The sequence below is a fragment of the Pseudomonas sp. TUM22785 genome, assembly GCF_028198105.1.
In the GTDB taxonomy this organism is placed as follows: domain Bacteria; phylum Pseudomonadota; class Gammaproteobacteria; order Pseudomonadales; family Pseudomonadaceae; genus Metapseudomonas; species Metapseudomonas solani.
On record NZ_CP116239.1, the window covers coordinates 6,733,580 to 6,749,899 of the forward strand.

The 16,320-nt window shown below is 67.3% G+C and carries 13 protein-coding genes; all 13 read right to left on the bottom strand.

All coding sequences use genetic code 11. The features are described from left to right. Window positions 1–2 precede the first annotated feature (2 nt). Complete coding sequence (locus tag PI990_RS30405) at window positions 3–2,375, bottom strand: type VI secretion system Vgr family protein (protein WP_271659383.1); 2,373 nt, start codon at window positions 2,373–2,375, stop codon at window positions 3–5. Between the two features lie 2 nt (window positions 2,376–2,377). Next, window positions 2,378–5,050, bottom strand: coding sequence for a type VI secretion system ATPase TssH (gene tssH / locus PI990_RS30410; protein ID WP_271659384.1), 2,673 nt, complete (start codon window positions 5,048–5,050; stop codon window positions 2,378–2,380). A 103-nt stretch (window positions 5,051–5,153) separates the two neighbouring features. After that, on the bottom strand, window positions 5,154–5,645 hold the full coding sequence (locus PI990_RS30415; RefSeq protein WP_271659385.1) for an Hcp family type VI secretion system effector: 492 nt from the start codon (window positions 5,643–5,645) through the stop codon (window positions 5,154–5,156). A 13-nt stretch (window positions 5,646–5,658) separates the two neighbouring features. Continuing rightward, window positions 5,659–7,380: an OmpA family protein gene (locus PI990_RS30420; protein ID WP_271659386.1), complete on the bottom strand. Its 1,722-nt coding sequence runs from the start codon at window positions 7,378–7,380 to the stop codon at window positions 5,659–5,661. 10 nt (window positions 7,381–7,390) lie between these two features. Then, window positions 7,391–8,071, bottom strand: a complete 681-nt coding sequence (tssL, locus tag PI990_RS30425) for a type VI secretion system protein TssL, short form (RefSeq protein ID WP_271659387.1) — start codon at window positions 8,069–8,071, stop codon at window positions 7,391–7,393. Next, window positions 8,068–9,411 carry a type VI secretion system baseplate subunit TssK gene (gene tssK, locus PI990_RS30430; protein ID WP_271659388.1) on the bottom strand — a complete coding sequence of 448 codons (1,344 nt, stop codon included), beginning with the start codon at window positions 9,409–9,411 and terminating at the stop codon, window positions 8,068–8,070. The genes tssL and tssK overlap by 4 nt, the downstream gene beginning before the upstream one ends. A gap of 23 nt (window positions 9,412–9,434) precedes the next feature. After that, window positions 9,435–10,970 (bottom strand): type VI secretion system contractile sheath large subunit, encoded by a 1,536-nt coding sequence (tssC, locus tag PI990_RS30435; protein WP_271659389.1) that lies wholly within the window; start codon window positions 10,968–10,970, stop codon window positions 9,435–9,437. Between the two features lie 29 nt (window positions 10,971–10,999). Then, complete coding sequence (gene tssB / locus PI990_RS30440; protein ID WP_271659390.1) at window positions 11,000–11,503, bottom strand: type VI secretion system contractile sheath small subunit; 504 nt, start codon at window positions 11,501–11,503, stop codon at window positions 11,000–11,002. A 495-nt stretch (window positions 11,504–11,998) separates the two neighbouring features. After that, a complete protein-coding gene (locus PI990_RS30445; protein WP_271659391.1) occupies window positions 11,999–12,400 on the bottom strand; it encodes an ExbD/TolR family protein in 402 nt (133 codons plus the stop codon). Window position 12,401: 1 nt separating this feature from the next. After that, window positions 12,402–13,118, bottom strand: coding sequence for a MotA/TolQ/ExbB proton channel family protein (locus PI990_RS30450; protein ID WP_021217907.1), 717 nt, complete (start codon window positions 13,116–13,118; stop codon window positions 12,402–12,404). 45 nt (window positions 13,119–13,163) lie between these two features. Further along, window positions 13,164–13,973, bottom strand: a complete 810-nt coding sequence (locus PI990_RS30455; RefSeq protein WP_021217908.1) for an energy transducer TonB — start codon at window positions 13,971–13,973, stop codon at window positions 13,164–13,166. 422 nt (window positions 13,974–14,395) lie between these two features. Next, window positions 14,396–15,301, bottom strand: a complete 906-nt coding sequence (locus tag PI990_RS30460; RefSeq protein ID WP_271659392.1) for a TauD/TfdA dioxygenase family protein — start codon at window positions 15,299–15,301, stop codon at window positions 14,396–14,398. 78 nt (window positions 15,302–15,379) lie between these two features. Beyond that, window positions 15,380–16,285, bottom strand: a complete 906-nt coding sequence (locus PI990_RS30465; protein WP_271659393.1) for a TauD/TfdA dioxygenase family protein — start codon at window positions 16,283–16,285, stop codon at window positions 15,380–15,382. Between the last annotated feature and the right edge of the window lie 35 nt (window positions 16,286–16,320).

The following is a 16,320-nucleotide window of genomic DNA, read 5'->3' on the forward strand; positions in this document are numbered from 1 at the left end:
CGTTAACCGGAAAATGCAGCGTCGTCCTGATGCACCATTGCGGGCTCCACCAATGGCGGCATGACCGGCATCGCGGCTGGCTGCGAGGCGCCCCCTTGTCGGTTCACTCGTGCCTTGATAATGAACTCGCCGCTACCCAACTCGACTTCGCCCGGCGCCAGAGTGAGATAGCTACCCCCGCCGTTGAGAACGATCTTCTTCTTGGCGGTAATACGGATTTCATCCTCGGTGCTGGTGATCTCCAGGCCATGGCGTGCCATCAGCTCCAGGCGGTCGTTCTGCGCCTGGATCTGCACCGCGCCCTGGTTGGCGATGAGCTTCAGGCCGAGCTTGCGCACGAACAGGCTGACGCCCTCCCCCACCCCGATGAACAGCCGCCGCACCACACTCAAGGCGGCATCCCTGCCCGCGTTGGCGATGAGGTTCCGTTCCGCGGCCAGTTGCAGGTGGTGACCGCTGCTGAGGGCGATGCCCTTGGGCGCACTGAGCAGCAGGACGGATGACTTGATCTGCTCCAGGTCCTGCCTGAGCAGGTCGAGCTGCGCCTGCACATCGGCCGGCTCGGCATGGGCAAGCTGTGCGTGCTCGGAAAGCGTCTGCATCTCCTCACCGGCGCGTTGCAGCCGGGCGAGTGTGTCCTGCATGGCCAGCACCTGCCCCTGGGCGCGAGCCTGCTCATCGGCACTGATGTACAGCCCCCTACCCGCCCGTACGGCACCCCAGCCGTCGGTGCGCAGCTCGAAGCCTTCGCCGCGTTTCTGTCGCTGCCCGTCCACCAGGTGGCCGAGGTTGAGCTGGCTCTTGCCGCTGTGCTCGGTGCTGAGCTTGATGTGTTCCCGGCCACGGGTGTCGTCCAGGCGCAGCTTGTTGTTGGCAGGGGTGCGCAGGACGTTGCGCTTGTAGTTCTTCAGGGTGACCAGGTCGGGGTGCCGGCTGTCGTGCAGGGCGAAGGCGATGAAGCCACGGTCCGGGTCGCCATGCTCGAAGGCGATGCCGACCTCGGTGCCCTGGACCAGCGGCAGGTGCAGGCCGTAGGTGTCCCCGGCGTAGGGCCGCGCCAGGCGCAGCCACATGCTCTCCTGGCCGGCGGGCCAGGTGTCCTGGTCGAAGAGGAAGTTGACCTTGTAGCGGCCCTCCAGGTCGATGTGACTGTAGAGGTCGTCGGCCTGCGCGCTGGTGACGCGGGCCGGGAGGGTGCCGGCGATCACGGGCCTGGGCAGCAGCGGCGAACGGAAGCAGACGCTGTCGCTGTAGGGGATGGCGTCGAAGCGCGCCTCGAAGCTGCGGTCACGGGCGGCGGCGGTGACCAGGCGGGTGATCACGGCGCCGGGTGCGAAAGCGGCGGGCGCACCGCCCTCGACCTTGAGCACCTGGCCTGGCGCCAGGGCGGCGCTGCTGGTGGTACCGGCAAGGCGGGTCTGGCCGTTGAGGTAGCGCTCGTGGGCGAGGCGCGCATAGAAGTAGCCGCTTTCGCTCTGCAGGTCTTCGTCCTGGGCGTGAGGGTCGTCCAGCTCGATGTAGGGCTCGCCGTAGTGGTAGGCCTCGCCATAGGTGGTCGGGTCGCCGCGGGTCTGGTCGAGCTCGCCATCGAGGTAGGCAGCCGCATCACGCGGGGTGTAGGCCCGGATGCGCAGGCTGCTTTCCACCACGCCGTGGCTCGATTGCAGGTCCCAGGCGGAATCCTGCCCGCTGCTGCTGGTGCCGGATTGCGGGCGATAGGGCAGCTGCACGCCGAACCGGTAGTTGCGCTGGTCGTCGTGGAATTCGACGACGTCGATGTTCAGGCGCTCGTCGGCGGTGAAGCGGTACCAGATGCCCACCTCGGCTAACAGGCGCTGGATGAAGGCCAGGTCGCTTTCGCCGTATTGCATGACCTGTTCGCGCTTGGGGTAGTCGCGCTTGAGGTCGAAGAAGAAGTCCTGCCCGGCCCAGCGGTGGCGGTCGCTGCGCAGGATCTGCTCGACGATCTCGGGCACCGAGAGGTGCTGGTAGATGCGGTACTGCCGGCCACGCCCGAGCAGTGCCAGGCGGGGTTGCAGGGTGAGTTCGTAGCGGGCCTCGTCATTGGAGCCGGAAAGCCTGCGGAACCCCGTGACCACGCCGTGCAGGGTGCGCAGCGGCTGGGCCGGCGGGATGCTCATGCCCGCGAAGGGCACCGTCACGGGCGGCGGCAGGAGGCTGAAGCTGGCGCCCTGCCCCAGGAGTCGCTCGGCGGGCAGGTCAGGTTGGGTGGAGGTGAATTCCACCCGGTAGGCGAAGGGCTCGCTGAGCGCTTCCTCGCCCCGGAAGGCGAGGACGTCGAGCACGGCGTCGAGGTCGCGAACCCGCAGCCGGTGGCGGCTGTGATCGAAGAAGGTGCGGATTTCAGCGAGCATGCTCAAGCCTCCTCAGGTGACGGGTGCGGGTGTTCATGCGGGTCGGTGAAGTGCAGGGTGATGCCCTGCTCCTCGCTGTAGCCGAGGGTGACGCCGTGGCTGTGCTGCCGGGTGGCCTGGCGCTGCAGGAGCTGCTGGCTGAGTACCGGCAGGATCTGCTGGTCGAGGAGGCTGTCGATGTTGCGGGCGCCGGTGTCCGGTAGCAGGCAGGCGGCAGCCAGGGCATCGCTCAAGGCATCGTCGATGCGGCAGTCCAGCCCGTAGTGGCGGTGCAGGCGGCGGGCCACCTGGGCGAGCTTGAGCCCGACGATGCGCTTGAGCGAGTCGGCCAGCAGTGGGCGATAGATCAGGGTCTGGAAGCGCGCCAGCAATGCCGGCTGGAAGTGCTCACGCAGGGTCGGACGCAGCAGTTCCTGGAGCATGCCGTCAGTGGCTTCCGGCTGCTCCTGCAGGTAGGCCTGCAAGAGGTCGCCACCCAGGTTGGAGGTCATGAGGATGACGGTGTTGCGAAAGTCGATTTCGCGCCCTTCGCCATCGCGCATGAAGCCACGGTCGAAGACCTGGTAGAACAGGTTGAGCACGTCGCGATGGGCCTTTTCCACCTCGTCCAGCAGCACCACGCTGTAGGGGCGCTGGCGCACCGCTTCGGTGAGCACGCCCCCCTGGCCGTAGCCGACATAGCCCGGCGGCGAGCCCTTGAGCTGGCTGACGGTGTGGGCCTCCTGGTACTCGGAGAGGTTGAGGGTGATCAGCGACTTCTCACCGCCGAACAGGCTGTCGGCCAGTGCCAGTGCGGTTTCGGTCTTGCCTACGCCACTGCTGCCGACCAGCAGGAACACGCCCTGGGGCGCCTGGTCGCGGGTGAGCCCGGTGCGGGCCGCCCGCAAGCGCTGGGCCAGGGCGCCAAGGGCATGCGGCTGGCCGATGACCCGCTGGCCGAGATTCCGTTCGAGATCCAGCAGGCTGGCCTGTTCGTCCTTGAGCAGGCTGCCGAGGGGCACGCCCGTCCAGTCGGCGACGACCTCGGCGACATTGCGCGCGGTGACATCGAGGGACAGCAGAGGGCGCTCGCCCTGCGCCTCTTCCAGCTGCTGTTGCAGTGCAGCACAACGCCCCGCCTGCAACGGCTCCTCCTGCCGGGCATCGAGAAGCTGCCGGCTGAGTTCGAGTTCACGGCGGTACTGCTGCTCCAGCTCGCGGTGTTGCAGCAGCAGATTCGTGCGCTGTTCGGCGAGGGCGTCGAGCCGCTCGATGGGTGCCTGGGCACCGAGCCGGCCATCGGCCTCCAGCGCCTGGCACTCCAGCTCCAGCGCCGCCTGCCGGGCTTCGAGGCGCACCAGCGCCTGGGGCTCGCAGTCGAGGCTCATCCTGACCCGGGCACTGGCGGTATCCAGCAGGTCGACGGCCTTGTCGGGCAACTGGCGGCCCGAGAGGTAGCGGCGTGACAGGCTGACGGCGGCCTGCACCGCGGCGTCTTCGATGTGCACGCCGTGGTGGCTGGCGTAGCGGGCTTTGAGGCCACGCAGCATGAGGCAGGCGCTGGTGTCGTCCGGCTCATCGATCTTGACCATCTGAAAGCGTCGCTCCAGTGCGGCGTCCCGCTCGAAATACTGCTTGTACTCACTCCAGGTGGTGGCGGCGATTGTGCGCAGCTCGCCACGGGCGAGTGCGGGTTTGAGCAGGTTGGCGGCGTCGGCACCGCCGGCCTGGTTGCCGGCGCCGATGAGGGTGTGGGCTTCGTCGATGAACAGCAGGATCGGATACTCCGCATGCTGGACCGCATCGATGATCTGCTTGAGGCGCTGCTCGAACTCGCCCTTGACCCCCGCACCGGCCTGCAACAGGCCGAGGTCGAGGGTGCGCACGCTGACCGGCTTGAGGCTGTCGGGCACCTTGCCGTTGGCGATGCGCAGGGCCAGGCCTTCGACCAGTGCGGTCTTGCCGACGCCGGGCTCGCCCACGAGGATCGGGTTGTTCTTGCGCCGCCGACTGAGGATGTCGATGACCTGGCGGATCTCATCGTCGCGGCCGAACACAGGGTCGATATGCCCCTGCCTGGCCTGCGCGGTCAGGTCCTGGGTGAACCTGTCGAGCAATGCCTGCCGGGCGTCGCTGCCACCGCGGGTTGCGTGCGGCCCGGCGAGCCTGGCGGCTGCGGCCACCGGCTCGACCGCGTCGAGGTCGCCTTTAGGCTGCGCGTCCGGGCGCTCCTCGGAGTGCTGGTCGAGCAACGGCAGCAAGCGCTGCAACTGCGCTTCACCGAGGCTGAGCAATGGCCAGGCGGCCTCGCAGCCGAGCAAGCGGGGGGTTTCCTGCAGCGCACCGAGCAGGTGCAGCGAGCGCAGCCGATCGTTGTCATCGCCCAGGGATGCGCGCAACCAGGCATCCCTGATCAGCCGCCGAAGCTCTTCGCTGAGCTGCGGCTTGTCACGAACGCTGCGGGGCAGGCCGTCGAGGTGGTCGATCAGCCCCTGCCAGAGCGCATCGAGGTCCCACTCATAGCGCCGCGCGATCAGCGTGAGGTCGCCCTCCCCTTGCTCCAGCAACTTGAGCAGCCAGTGCTCGGGGGTGATCTGCCCGTGGCCGCGGCTCTGGCACAGCGAGGCGGCAGCGCCGAGTGCCCGGGCGCAGTAAGGGTTGAGGCGACGAAGCAGGCTGGCGGAGTTCTGGGCCATGGAGGTGCGTCCTTGTACGAAAGTCGTGGCGCTTGCGCGCCCGGTTTGGGTCGTGCCGGGTCGGGCACCCGCGAACGGCTGCCCGACCCGGCCCTACCCGACGTCAGGCGCTCTGACGTTCGTTCCAGGAGTCGGCATGGATGATGTTGCCGTCCTTGTAGGTCCAGGTGATCTTTTCGTAGCGCAGCTCAACCTGCTCGATGTGGTTGTGCTTCTCCTTGGAGGGGTCCTTCACGTCGTGCATCTTCGGCGCGACCTTCACCACCTTGACGTTCTCCAGCTTGGTGATGAAGTACTCGACTTCCTGGCCGGCGTCGTCGATGCGGTACCACTTGAACTCGGCGCTCTTGAGGGTCTGCCCGGTGGTCACCGCCTTGTACAGGTACGGACTGGAGGCATCGATTTCCTTGGTGAACAGGAACGGGGTGTGGACTCGGGTGCCGGTCAGCTTGCCGGTGTTGTTGTCGGTGGGGATGTAGAGGCTGTGGTCCTGGGCGACCACCTCGATGCTGCCTTCGCGCTTCTGTACGTCCACCGAGCCCTTGATGTCCGCACCACCATCGTCCTGCAGCCAGAGATAAACGGGAATTGCCATGTGAAGCTCCTTCTCAGAGGTTGGCAGCCGCCCGGTGCGGCTGCTCCTGGCCGCCCGATGCGGTGGCGGATAGCGCACAGGCCCCCACCTCCGGCACCAGGCGGATATCGACGCGCCGGTTCAAGGCACGCCCGATTTCGGTGTCATTGCTGGCGATCGGCCGACTGGCGCCGAAGCCCTGCACGGCGAAACAGCTGTCGGGGATATCGCCCATGCGCTGCATCCAGTCGCGCACGGCTGCGGCGCGGGCACTGGACAGCTGCAGGTTCTGCTCGGCGCTGCCGGTGGCGTCGGTGTGCCCGGCGATGACGATCAGCCAGCCGGGCTGGGCCTTGATGCCCACCAGCGCATTGATCAGCAGCCGGGTGGAGTCGGGCTTGAGGGTGGCGCTGCCCACGGCGAACAGTGACAGGCTATCCAGCCTCACGGGCTCGGGTACCTTGAACTCCGCCACGGGCAACTGTTGCGGCAGTCGGTAACCGCGGATCACGGCATGCAGTTCACGCCTCAGGCGCTCGCCCTGGTACAGGCCGAAGCCGAGCCAGATCGGCTCCCCCCTGCGGTAATAGCCATCCAGGCGAGCCGCATCGGCACGCAGTACCGCCATGGCCTCTTCACGCAACGCGAACTCGGGCTGGTTACGGTCCTGGGCAAGGGGAATGGCCAGGTAGCGCTGCAGGTCATCGCCGACCTGGCGCGCCAACCGCTGGTTGTGCCAGGCAGAGCCCATCAGGGCCAGCAGCGCTGCTGCAGTGAACACCCAGAGCGCCACGCTGGCTGCCCGCCAAAGCGGCGTAGTGCGCGCCTGCAACGACAGCAGCGGCAGCAGTGCGTCCGGCAGCGGCAGCAGCAGGCTCTTGGCGGGAGCGGGCTCGCCCGTCTCACGCAAGGCGGTGCGTTCGTGGACCCATTGCTGCCAGAGGTTGTCGGCGACACGACCGGGCAGCTCCGGAACCAGGGTGACCGCGCAGGCCAGGGGGGTGATAGCCGGGTCGTTGGAACCACGCCCGGCAAGGGGCGCAAGCACCTGCTGGCGCAGCCAGCCCGCCACGCTTTCCAGCACCACGGCGGTCTGCAGGCGATGCGCCGCACGCTCGAGGTCGCCAGCAGCCGCCTGCCAGTGGACGAAACGCGAGGATGCCCCCGCGAGCATGACCTCGGGCTGCCCGGCACCGGTCGCCCAGCAGAACCAGGGCTCGCCTTCCTGGCGGCCCTGCAGGTAGGTGACCTGGAGCACCGGCAGGCTGGCGCCATGGCGGCGCGCCTGCATCAACTGGTGGCGGAGGGTTCGCAGCTGCCCGTCCAGTTGCGCGGGGTCGGCGTGCCTGCCCGGGTTGATGACCATGAGGACGCCGAGCTGCGTGCTCCAATGCGGCCGGCGATCGAGGATGCTGCGGACCATCCCCGGCAGCCGCTCCAGGTTATCCACAGGCAGGTAGAAGGCCTGGCGCGTCATGCGTGGCAGCGACCTGCCGGCATCCGCCGGCTCGAACATCCCCGGCAGGCCGTCGCCGCAAACCAGCATGACCGGCTGGCGGAAGCTCGCCGCCGGCAGCCGCAGGTCGCTGCCGCCATCGAGCCGACGCCCGGCCCGGCGCCAGAGGACCAGGAGCACGCCCGCGCCGGCCAGCAGCGCAGCCGCGCGCCACCACCACGACAGGGGAAAGACCCACAGCAATGCCAGTGCCAGCAGGGCGGCCCATGCCTGGAGGCCGCGGGTCAGTGTCACGCCCATCGGCCGCCCCTCATGTCGGCACCGGCAGCAGCGCGGCGACCAGGCCGCCGAGCAATTGGTCCAGCGCCCACCAGGTGCCACCGACCAGCAGGACGGCGACGACGACCTGCACCAGCGGGCTGCGCAGCCAATGCAAGGCCGCTGCCGCGCGCCCTCCCGGAGTGCCGGAAACCAGCGTGTCGCGCATGACCAGCGGCTCGGTGCGTGCCGCCAGCGCCCTGATCAGCGCTTCCCGCTCCGGGTCCTGCAGGTCGCGGTAGCGCCCCTTGAACCCCAGCAGGAGGACACGCTGGTAGACGGTCAGGACCTCGGTAGCCGCCGCGGGATCACGCAGCGCCTCGCGCATGTCCTCGTAGAGGAAGTGGCCCGCCTGATGGCGGTTGAAGAACTTCACCTGCAGGGGATTGCTGGCCCAGTCGGCGTGGTCGTCGTCCCGGGTGCAGCCGAGCACCGTTTCGTCCAGCAGCGCGCACTGGGCGTAGCTGATGCAGTCGATGCTCCGCTGGTTCATGCCGGCGTCTTCCAGCGCCTGGCGCAGGGTCTCCACCTGTTCGGAACAGTGCCGCCACAGGGCCCGCCCGCCTTGTGGCGTCTTGCCCTCGCGCAGGGCCACGACCAGCAGGTAGCTGTCCTGCAGCAGGGCGTCGATATCGGGCGCCGCGGATGACCTTCTCGCGCTGTTCGGCTTCATGTGCGCAGCACCGCGAAGAGTTCGAGCCGCGCGTCGATCAGCGCGGCCGGGACGTAGAAGGCGCACACCCCCGCGGCGAGCATGGCGCGCCCCTTGGGATGGGTGAGGTCCAGCGCGAAGTACTGGTTTTCCAGGCGCAGCGGGATGGCGGCGGGCACGTGGTTGAGCGGCTGCAGCGGTACGCCGTCGAGGGCGGCGTTGACCAGGTGGTCGACGTCGTCCGGGGTGCCGACCTTGCACAGCCGCGGGAACTGGTCCTGCAGTTGCGCGACCGACAGGCGCGAACGTACGGAGAGGTAGAAGTCGGCGCCGTCCGGCTCGCGCAGGCGGGGATCACCGAGCGAGACCTGCCAGCGGTTGGCGGCGGTTTCCTGCAGCTCCAGCGCGATGACCCGCGACGGCAGGCTGGCTTCGAGCAGGGAGGAGATCATGCCGATCAGCGGTGGGAGCACCGCCTCCAGTTGCTCGTGACGGTAGGGCGGCACCCGTTCGATATCGTGCTCCAGCGAGAAGGTCGACAGGCTGCCCGCGAGCTTGGCCAGCTCCAGGTAGACCAGCTCGGGATGACGCGCGGGATGGGCGCGGAGGTCGGCCAGCACAGGCTGCCAGGTGTTGAGGGCATTGAGCAGCCAGAACAGCGAGACGTCGGCCACCGCGAAGTCGGCCATGCGCTGGTTGCTTTCACGGCGCATGCCCATCAGCCGCTGGCGCTTGGCGGCCAACTGGGTGAACAGGTTGTCCAGTTGCGCCAGCAGGCCGGCATGGGCACCGAAGCTCAGCAGGGGCGGCACGTAGCCTGGATCGACGGCCCAGACGCCCTGGGCGTCGCGCACCAGCCGCACGACCGGACAGGTGAGGTAGTCGCCGTTGTCATCACCGGCCAGGCGCAGGCTGAGCTGGTGCTCCATCACGCTGATGGATTGGCTTTCGTCGCCATAGAGATCCTGCACAGCTCGCCAGACCTGGCGGTAACGGGTGGGCCGGTCCTCGCGATGGTCGTCGAGCACGCAGTTGTTGCCGTTGCCCTGCTCCAGGGGCAGCGCCAGCAGCAGGGTCGCGCTCTGCTGGCCGGCGGGCAGCTCCAGCGCCTGCGGCAAGGGGTCAGAGCGGTCCGTGTCGATCAGCGTGCCATCCGGCATGCGCAGGTGCAGCCGGGTGGCCTTGAGCTTCCCGAGCTTCAGCGCATCCAGATCGAAGGCAACCGCGAGCACGCCCCAGGGGTGAACCAGAGCGAGCCGGGCGATGCATTCGTTGGTTCGCGCCTCCCAGCGCGCCTGCTGCTGGAACTGCTGCGGCGACAGAAGCGTCCCCGCAGCCCACAGGGGGCGGTCGATGTTCATGACGTCGTTTCCCTATGGCCGCTTCAGGCCTTGGCCTTGGGCATCTGCGAGACCAGGGACAGGTTGACGTCCATGCCTTCCACCTGGAAGTGCGGCACGGCGTACAACTTGACGCGGAAGAAGCCGGGGTTGTCGTCGATGTCCTCGACTATCACCTTCCCCTCGCGCAGCGGGTGCGAAGCCTGCAGGTCATCGCTCGGGTCGGTCATCTCGGTGACCAGGCCGCCGATCCACTTGTTGAGCTCCAGCTCCAGCAAGCGGCGGTCCTTGGTGGTGCCGATGTTTTCCCGCTGGATCAGCTTCAGGTAATGGGCGATGCGCGACAGCAGGAAGATGTACGGCAGGCGCGCGTTGATGCGGCTGTTGGCGGTGGCGTCGGCGGTGTCGTACAGCGCCGGCTTCTGCGCCGAGTTGGCGGAGAAGAAGCAGGCATAGTCGCGGTTCTTGTAGTACGACAGGGGGATGAAGCCGAGGTTGGCGAACTCGAACTCACGCGTCTCCGGGATCATCACCTCCGACGGGATCTTCACCTGGTTGCCGGTGCCCAGGTCATAGAGGTGGATCGGCAGGTCGGTCACCGCGCCACCCGACTGCGGGCCACGGATCTGCACGCACCAGCCGTTGCTGATGAAGCTCTTCACCATGTTGGCAGCGAAGGCGAACGAGGCGTTGGTCCACAGGTACCGGTTGTGATCAGGGCCCTTCACCTTTTCCACGTAGTTGAAGTTGCGTACGGGGATGGTGTCCGGGCCATAGGGCAGGCGCCCGAGGACGCGCGGCAGGGTGAGGCCGATATAGCGGGAGTCGTCGCTGTCGCGGAAGGACTTCCACTTGATGTATTCGGCCCGGTCGAAGTAGTTGCCGATGTCCTTGATGGCGGCGACTTCTTCCATCGACTCCTTGCCGAAGAAGGCCGGCCCGACGGCACCGATGAAGGGCATGTGCGCCGCTGCGGCGACCTTGGAGAGATTGCGCAGCAGGGCGATGTCCTGCGGGCCGGAGTCGAACTCGTAGTTGGAGATGGCCGCCGCGATCGGCTCACCGCCGGGGGTGTCGTATTCCTGGGTGTAGGTGTGGATGTAGAGGCCGCTCTGGGCGATTTCCGGCGCGTCCTCGAAGTCCTGCACCAGGTGGTCCTTGCTGATATCGAGCAGTTCGATGCGGACGTTCTGGCGGAAGTCGGTCTGGTCGATCAACGACTTGACGCCGCGCCAGGTGGATTCGACGCGCTGGAAATCCTCGTGATGCATGACCGCATCGAGCTGGCGGCTGATCTGCGCATCGAGGGAGGCGATGTGTTCGTCGAGCAGCGTCTTGTCCAGGCGCTCGACCTTCTGCGAGGACTGCTTGAGCAGATCGAGAAAGACGCTGACCGCCGCCGTGACGCGCTCGTCAGCCGAGGCTTCGGATAGCGCCTCGTTGTTCTGGAATGCGTCCAGGCCACTCAGCTCGCTGATGGGGCTGAGGTTGATCTTGCTGAACAGCGCCGCATAGACGCCCTGGTTTTCCTCGAATGCAGCAGCACCTCGAGGGGCCGTGGAGGTGTGTTCTACGGACATGGGGACCTTCCTGTGGTTATGCGGTGGCGTTAAGAGGCGTCTTGCGGAGCGAGCGCGGCGAGCTCCGTGCGCAATTCGTCGCTGAGGGCGTCGTCCTTGAGGATGCGTTCCAGCTCCTGGCGGAACGTGGCGTTGTCGAGGAGGTTCGACTTGAGGTCGCGCAGCAGATTGCGCATGGCGAGCAGCGCGCGCAGTTGGGGAATCTGGCGAGCCACCTGCTCGGGCTCGAAGTCCTTCATGCGCTGGAAGGCCAGCTCGACCGAGGTTTCCGAGTCGTCATCGGCCAGGGTGTTTTCCACCGCCAGCTTCAGGCGGGGGGCGAAGTCGGCGAGCACGCTGTCGAAGTTGTTGCGGTTGATGTTGACCTTGCTCCGCTCCGACAGCGGGCGCGCTTCACGACCGTTGCTGTAGTCGCCCAGCAGCAGCAGCTTGAGCGGCAGCTCCACCTTCTTCTGTGCGCCGCCGGTGTGCAGGTCGAGCTTGATGTTGACCCGTGCCTTGGGTACTTCGTTTTGGAAACTGTTCGATGCCATGACTACTCCAGGTGTTTCCCCGGGGGGAGTTCAGATGAGCGCTGTCGAGCAGGAATTCGTGGCCAAGGCCAGGCGGTTTTGCGGGCCGTCGGTTCGATCGAAGGGGGTGAATTCCATTTCGTACTCGTTGCTTGCTTGCAGGGGGAGCAACGGCAGAAGCGGCTGCTTCGGATGCACGTTGCTTCGGGGGCGTCGCCATGCTGGCGGGCCGGCGGTTATCTAGGCCGATAACCACAAGGCGGCGAAAGAGGAAAAGTCCGAGAGGGGCCGTGAACGGTCTGAAGCCGGCGGGGAGTGCTGTAGGAACTCAACCGTTATCGATTGGGCAGATGGGGACCGCAGCGGGCTGCCGCCCCCATAGGCACACAAAAAACCCGGAGCTGCTGCATGCAGTCCGGGCCAGCCCAGGCGGGCGTTGCAGGCTTTCGTGAGGCACGAAGGCCGTGGGATAAAAAGGCCACCTCCCCCCTGCCTGAAGGGAGGCGGCCAAAGCGCTCAGCGGGCGGTGATCACCGCCAGCTTGGTGATCCCGGCGCGCTCGATGGAGGCCATGGCCTTGGCCACCGCGCCGTAGTCAACCTTGTCGTCCGCCTGCAGCTGCACGCGCAGCTCCGAGTCCTTGGCCTTGGCGGCCTCCAGATTGCTTTGCAGCAGGTCGGGCTGGATCTCGTCCTTGTTGATGAACAGCTTGCCTTCACCGTCGATGCTCACCACCAGCGGGTCCTTCTGGTCCGGCGGGGCGACCGCTTCGGTCTTCGGCAGGTTGATCGGGATGGCGTTGGTGAGCAGGGGCGCGGTGACGATGAACACCACCAGCAGCACCAGCATCACGTCCACCAGCGGGGTGACGTTGATCTCGGAAAGAACCTCGTCGCTGTCCTGTGTGGAGAAGGCCATGTCAGGACGCCTCCTTCACTTTCTGCGCGGCGCCGTGCTTGCCGGCGCTCGGGGAGACGATGACCTTGAAGGCGCTCTTCTGGGCCAGGCTGTAGAAGTCGTGGGCGAAGTCGTCGAGGTCCGCGGCGGTGAGCTTGAGGCTGCGCAGGAAGTAGTTGTAGACCAGCACCGCGGGCACCGCGACGGCGATGCCGACGCCGGTGGCGACCAGGGCCGCGCCGATGGGGCCGGCCACGGTTTCCAGGCTGGCGGAGCCGGCCAGGCTGATGCCCTTGAGCGCTTCCATGATCCCCCACACGGTGCCGAACAGGCCGATGAAGGGCGAGGTGGAGCCGATGGAGGCGACCACCGCCAGGCCGGATTCCAGGGAGCGGCGCTCACGCTGGATCTGCTGGCGCAGGGCGCGTTCGAGGCGGTCCTGGTGGTTGATCGCCTGGCTCAGGTCGCCCGGCTGGCTGCCGTCGATCACCTGGATCGCGGCGAAGCCGGCCTGGGCCACGTGGGCGGCGGCGCCGTTGTTGCCCTGCACCAGGTCAGCGGCGCTGTCGAGGCTGGTGGCGCTCCAGAACAGCTTCTGGAACTTGCGGTCCTGGTGCTTGAGGCGGGCGAACTGGATGGCCTTGACCAGGGCCAGGCCCCAGGTGATGACCGAGAAGCCGATCAGCAGCCAGATGACCACGTGTTCGACCGATGCGAAGGGGTTGGTAAGCAAGTCCATGGGGCAATCCTCTGTGTTGCGCTAACGCGTGAATTCGGTCTGTGTTCAGTTCAATTTGAAGTCGATCGGGACGCTGACCCAGCCATCCAGCGCCTGGTCGCCGCGCTTGGAGGGCACGAAGGTCCAACGCTTGACGGCCTTGACCGCCGCTTCGTCCAGCAGGTCGCGCCCACTGGTTTTCTGGATCTGGATCTCGCTGGGCAAGCCGCTGGCCAGTACATGCACCCGCAGCAGCACCGTGCCTTCCCAACCGCGCCGCTGGGCGAAGGAGGGGTATTCCGGCGCCGGGTTGCGCAGGTAGCCGGCGTTGGCCGACGGCGGCGTGACCGGTGCCGGCGCGGGCGGAGCCGGGGGCGCGGGCGGGGCTTCGGCCTTGGGCGGTGCGGGCGGCGGCGGCTCGACCGGTTTCGGCGCGGGCTTGGGCACCGGCTTCGGGGGTTGCGGCTTGGGCTTGGGCACCGGTTTGGGCGGCGGCGGCTTGACGGCCAGTTCCTCCACCACCGGCGGTGGCGGCTCGATCACGGGCGGCGGCGGCTCCGGCGGTGGAGGTTCCACCACGGGCGGTGCCGGGGTGGTGAATTCGATGGTCATGGGCGGAATCTGCGGCGGCACTTCCGGCAGCGGCGGCGTGGACTTCTGGCTCGCCCAGTAGAGAACGCCGGTGTGCAGCACCAGGGCGAACACGCCGAGCAGCACCGCTTCGCGGCGCCCCAGTACACGCGAGCCCGGGCGCTGGAAGCGCCCGAGCCCCAGGGCATGCCGCAACGGCACACCGAGGTCGAGCACCTCACCGGGGCTGCGTACTTCACGCCACAGCACGTTGCCTGCGCTGTCGGCTTTGAGGACATTGCCCATCGGCAAGACTCCTGGATAAAAAAGTCCGGCCTGTGCACCGGACATTGAACGGGTTGCAGCCTCCGGGGCTGCATGAGGGCCGTCCCAGAGCGGTCGGCCACGGAGAGATGATTGGTTTTTGGACTTATCTCTTAAAGTAATTTTTAACGATTCATTAATTACTTTAAGGAATATAAATTTCTAACTGATTGATAAATAAGAATTTATAAATCGTGATGCTTGGAAGGCATTGAAAATATGCCTGCAAGGCATTGAAAGCGGCGGGATGGAGGCGGTGCTGCGCACAAACCCTTAGGTTGGCGCCGAGCGTAGCGAGGCCCAACACAGCGGCGTCGATTTCTTCGCGAGTGAATGCGCGCCCACGGGGTGGGGCTGGCGTGGCGGGAGGGTGAGCCCCGATGGCGGGCCATCGGGGCGGGGGATCAGAAGGGGCGGCTGCCGCTGAGGCTGATGCGCTTCATGCGGCGCTTTTCGGTGGCGGGGAAGCCGTTGCGGGCGTGGAGGACGGCCTGGTTGTCCCACCAGACGATGTCACCCGGCTGCCAGGCATGGGCGTAGTGGAAGCGCGGGTTCTCCAGGTGCTCGCGCAGCCGGCCGATCAGCGCCTTGCCGTATTCCGGGTCGGCGCCGGGGATTTCCACTTCGGTGTGCACGCCGAGGAACAGCAGGCGCTTGCCGCTTTCCGGGTGGGTGCGCACCAGCGGGTGCTCGGTGCCCTGGATGGCAGGGATGTCCGGGGTGCGGTAGGTGACGAAGCCGCCGTTGTAGCCACCGCTCTTGAGGCGGATGAAGGGGTTGTAGTTGATCAGCCGCAGCGGGTCGATCTCGCGGCGGGTGGCCTCATCCAGCGCGCTGTAGGCCAGGGCCAGGTTGGTGAAGCGGGTCTCGCCGCCCTTGGAGGGCACTTCCAGCGCGTAGAGGAAGGAGCCGGAGGACGGCGTCGGCGTCCAGTGGTGGTCGACGTGGGCGGGAATGGCGGTGTTGCCCAGCTCGCCATCCTCGGTGTTGGCCACCTTGACGATCTCCGGCGCCTTGCCGTCGGCACCGGAGGACAGCACCGGGATGTCCGCCGGCGGCTGGAACACCGCGCCGAAGTGGGTGGCGAAGGCCAGGTACTGGGCGTCGCCCAGGTGCTGGTCGCGGAACACCAGGATGTGGTGCTCACGCTGGGCCTGCTTGAGGGCCAGCACCTGCTCGGGGGTGATGCGGGTGGCGTCGAAGCCGCTGACCACCGCGCCCAGGGGCGCCGCCAGCGGGGTGATGGTGAAGGGCTGCTCGGGGTGGAGCGATGGGGCGGGCTCGTCGTGGCGCTGGGCGGCCAGGGTCATGGTGGTTCTCCTGATTCGGGGTGTTCGGTCAACGGGGCGCGGCGGGTGGCCGCGCCCCGGGCATTCGCAACCGGGCCTTCAGCCCTTCCGCGTGGTGCGGCTGAGCTGGCCATCGATGCCCACCGGCACTTCGCCGGCCAGGGTCACGCGGCGCACGATGCGCGGTTGGGTGTCGTAGTCGTCCACGGCGTAGTGCTGGGTGGAGCGGTTGTCCCAGATGGCCACGTCGCCCTGCTGCCAGCGCCAGCGCACGGTGTTTTCCAGGCGCGTCACGTGGCTTTGCAGCACGGCGAAGATGTGCGCCGAATCGGCCTGGGAGAGGCCCTTGATGCGTTTGACGAAGTGCCCCAGCAGCAGGCTGCGCTCGCCGCTGATGGGGTGCACGCGCACCACCGGGTGCTCGGTCTCGTAGACGGTGGAGGCGAACACCTTGCGGTATTCCTCGAGCTTCTCCACGGACACGCTGGGGCGCACGCCGGCGTAGTCGTACTCGTTGCTGTGCACGGCCCAGAGCGTGTCGGCCAGCGCGCGCAACGGCTCGGGCAGGTCGGCGTAGGCGCTGGCGGTGTTGGCCCAGACGGTGTCGCCGCCGGCAGCCGGGGCCACCACGCTGCGCAGGATCGAGGCCTTGGGGTAGGCGTCGACGAAGGTCACGTCGGTGTGCCAGGAGTTGGCCCGCTGGCCTTCGGCGCCGTCGAGCTGGAGCAGGTAGCGGGTGCCTTCGCGCACCGGCACTGTGGGGTGGGCGATGGGGTCGCCGAGAAGCTTGGCGAAGGCTTCCTGGCCCTGGTCGTCGAGGTGGGCCTGGCCGCGGAAGAACACGACCTTGTGCTGGACCAGGGCGGCCTGGATGGCCTCGACCGTGGCGGCGTCCAGGTCGCCGGAGAGGGTCACGCCGCGGATTTCGGCGCCGATGCGCCCGGCGATGGGGTGGATGTCCAGCTGGGTCTCGGGCTGCTGGGTGGCCAGTGCTGCGTTGCTCATGGTGCGGTCCTCGCGTTGGGGTGGGTGCTGCTGGG

What these genes read in the sequence shown, in the direction of transcription:
- tssH (WP_271659384.1), bottom strand. Translation starts at nt 5,050, where the DNA reads ATGGCCCAGAACTCCGCCAGCCTGCTTCGTCGCCTCAACCCTTACTGC.
- tssC (WP_271659389.1), bottom strand. Translation starts at nt 10,970, where the DNA reads ATGTCCGTAGAACACACCTCCACGGCCCCTCGAGGTGCTGCTGCATTC.
- PI990_RS30460 (WP_271659392.1), bottom strand. Translation starts at nt 15,301, where the DNA reads ATGACCCTGGCCGCCCAGCGCCACGACGAGCCCGCCCCATCGCTCCAC.
- PI990_RS30465 (WP_271659393.1), bottom strand. Translation starts at nt 16,285, where the DNA reads ATGAGCAACGCAGCACTGGCCACCCAGCAGCCCGAGACCCAGCTGGAC.
- PI990_RS30450 (WP_021217907.1), bottom strand. Translation starts at nt 13,118, where the DNA reads ATGGACTTGCTTACCAACCCCTTCGCATCGGTCGAACACGTGGTCATC.
- tssL (WP_271659387.1), bottom strand. Translation starts at nt 8,071, where the DNA reads ATGAAGCCGAACAGCGCGAGAAGGTCATCCGCGGCGCCCGATATCGAC.
- tssK (WP_271659388.1), bottom strand. Translation starts at nt 9,411, where the DNA reads ATGAACATCGACCGCCCCCTGTGGGCTGCGGGGACGCTTCTGTCGCCG.
- PI990_RS30405 (WP_271659383.1), bottom strand. Translation starts at nt 2,375, where the DNA reads ATGCTCGCTGAAATCCGCACCTTCTTCGATCACAGCCGCCACCGGCTG.
- tssB (WP_271659390.1), bottom strand. Translation starts at nt 11,503, where the DNA reads ATGGCATCGAACAGTTTCCAAAACGAAGTACCCAAGGCACGGGTCAAC.
- PI990_RS30415 (WP_271659385.1), bottom strand. Translation starts at nt 5,645, where the DNA reads ATGGCAATTCCCGTTTATCTCTGGCTGCAGGACGATGGTGGTGCGGAC.
- PI990_RS30420 (WP_271659386.1), bottom strand. Translation starts at nt 7,380, where the DNA reads ATGGGCGTGACACTGACCCGCGGCCTCCAGGCATGGGCCGCCCTGCTG.
- PI990_RS30445 (WP_271659391.1), bottom strand. Translation starts at nt 12,400, where the DNA reads ATGGCCTTCTCCACACAGGACAGCGACGAGGTTCTTTCCGAGATCAAC.
- PI990_RS30455 (WP_021217908.1), bottom strand. Translation starts at nt 13,973, where the DNA reads ATGGGCAATGTCCTCAAAGCCGACAGCGCAGGCAACGTGCTGTGGCGT.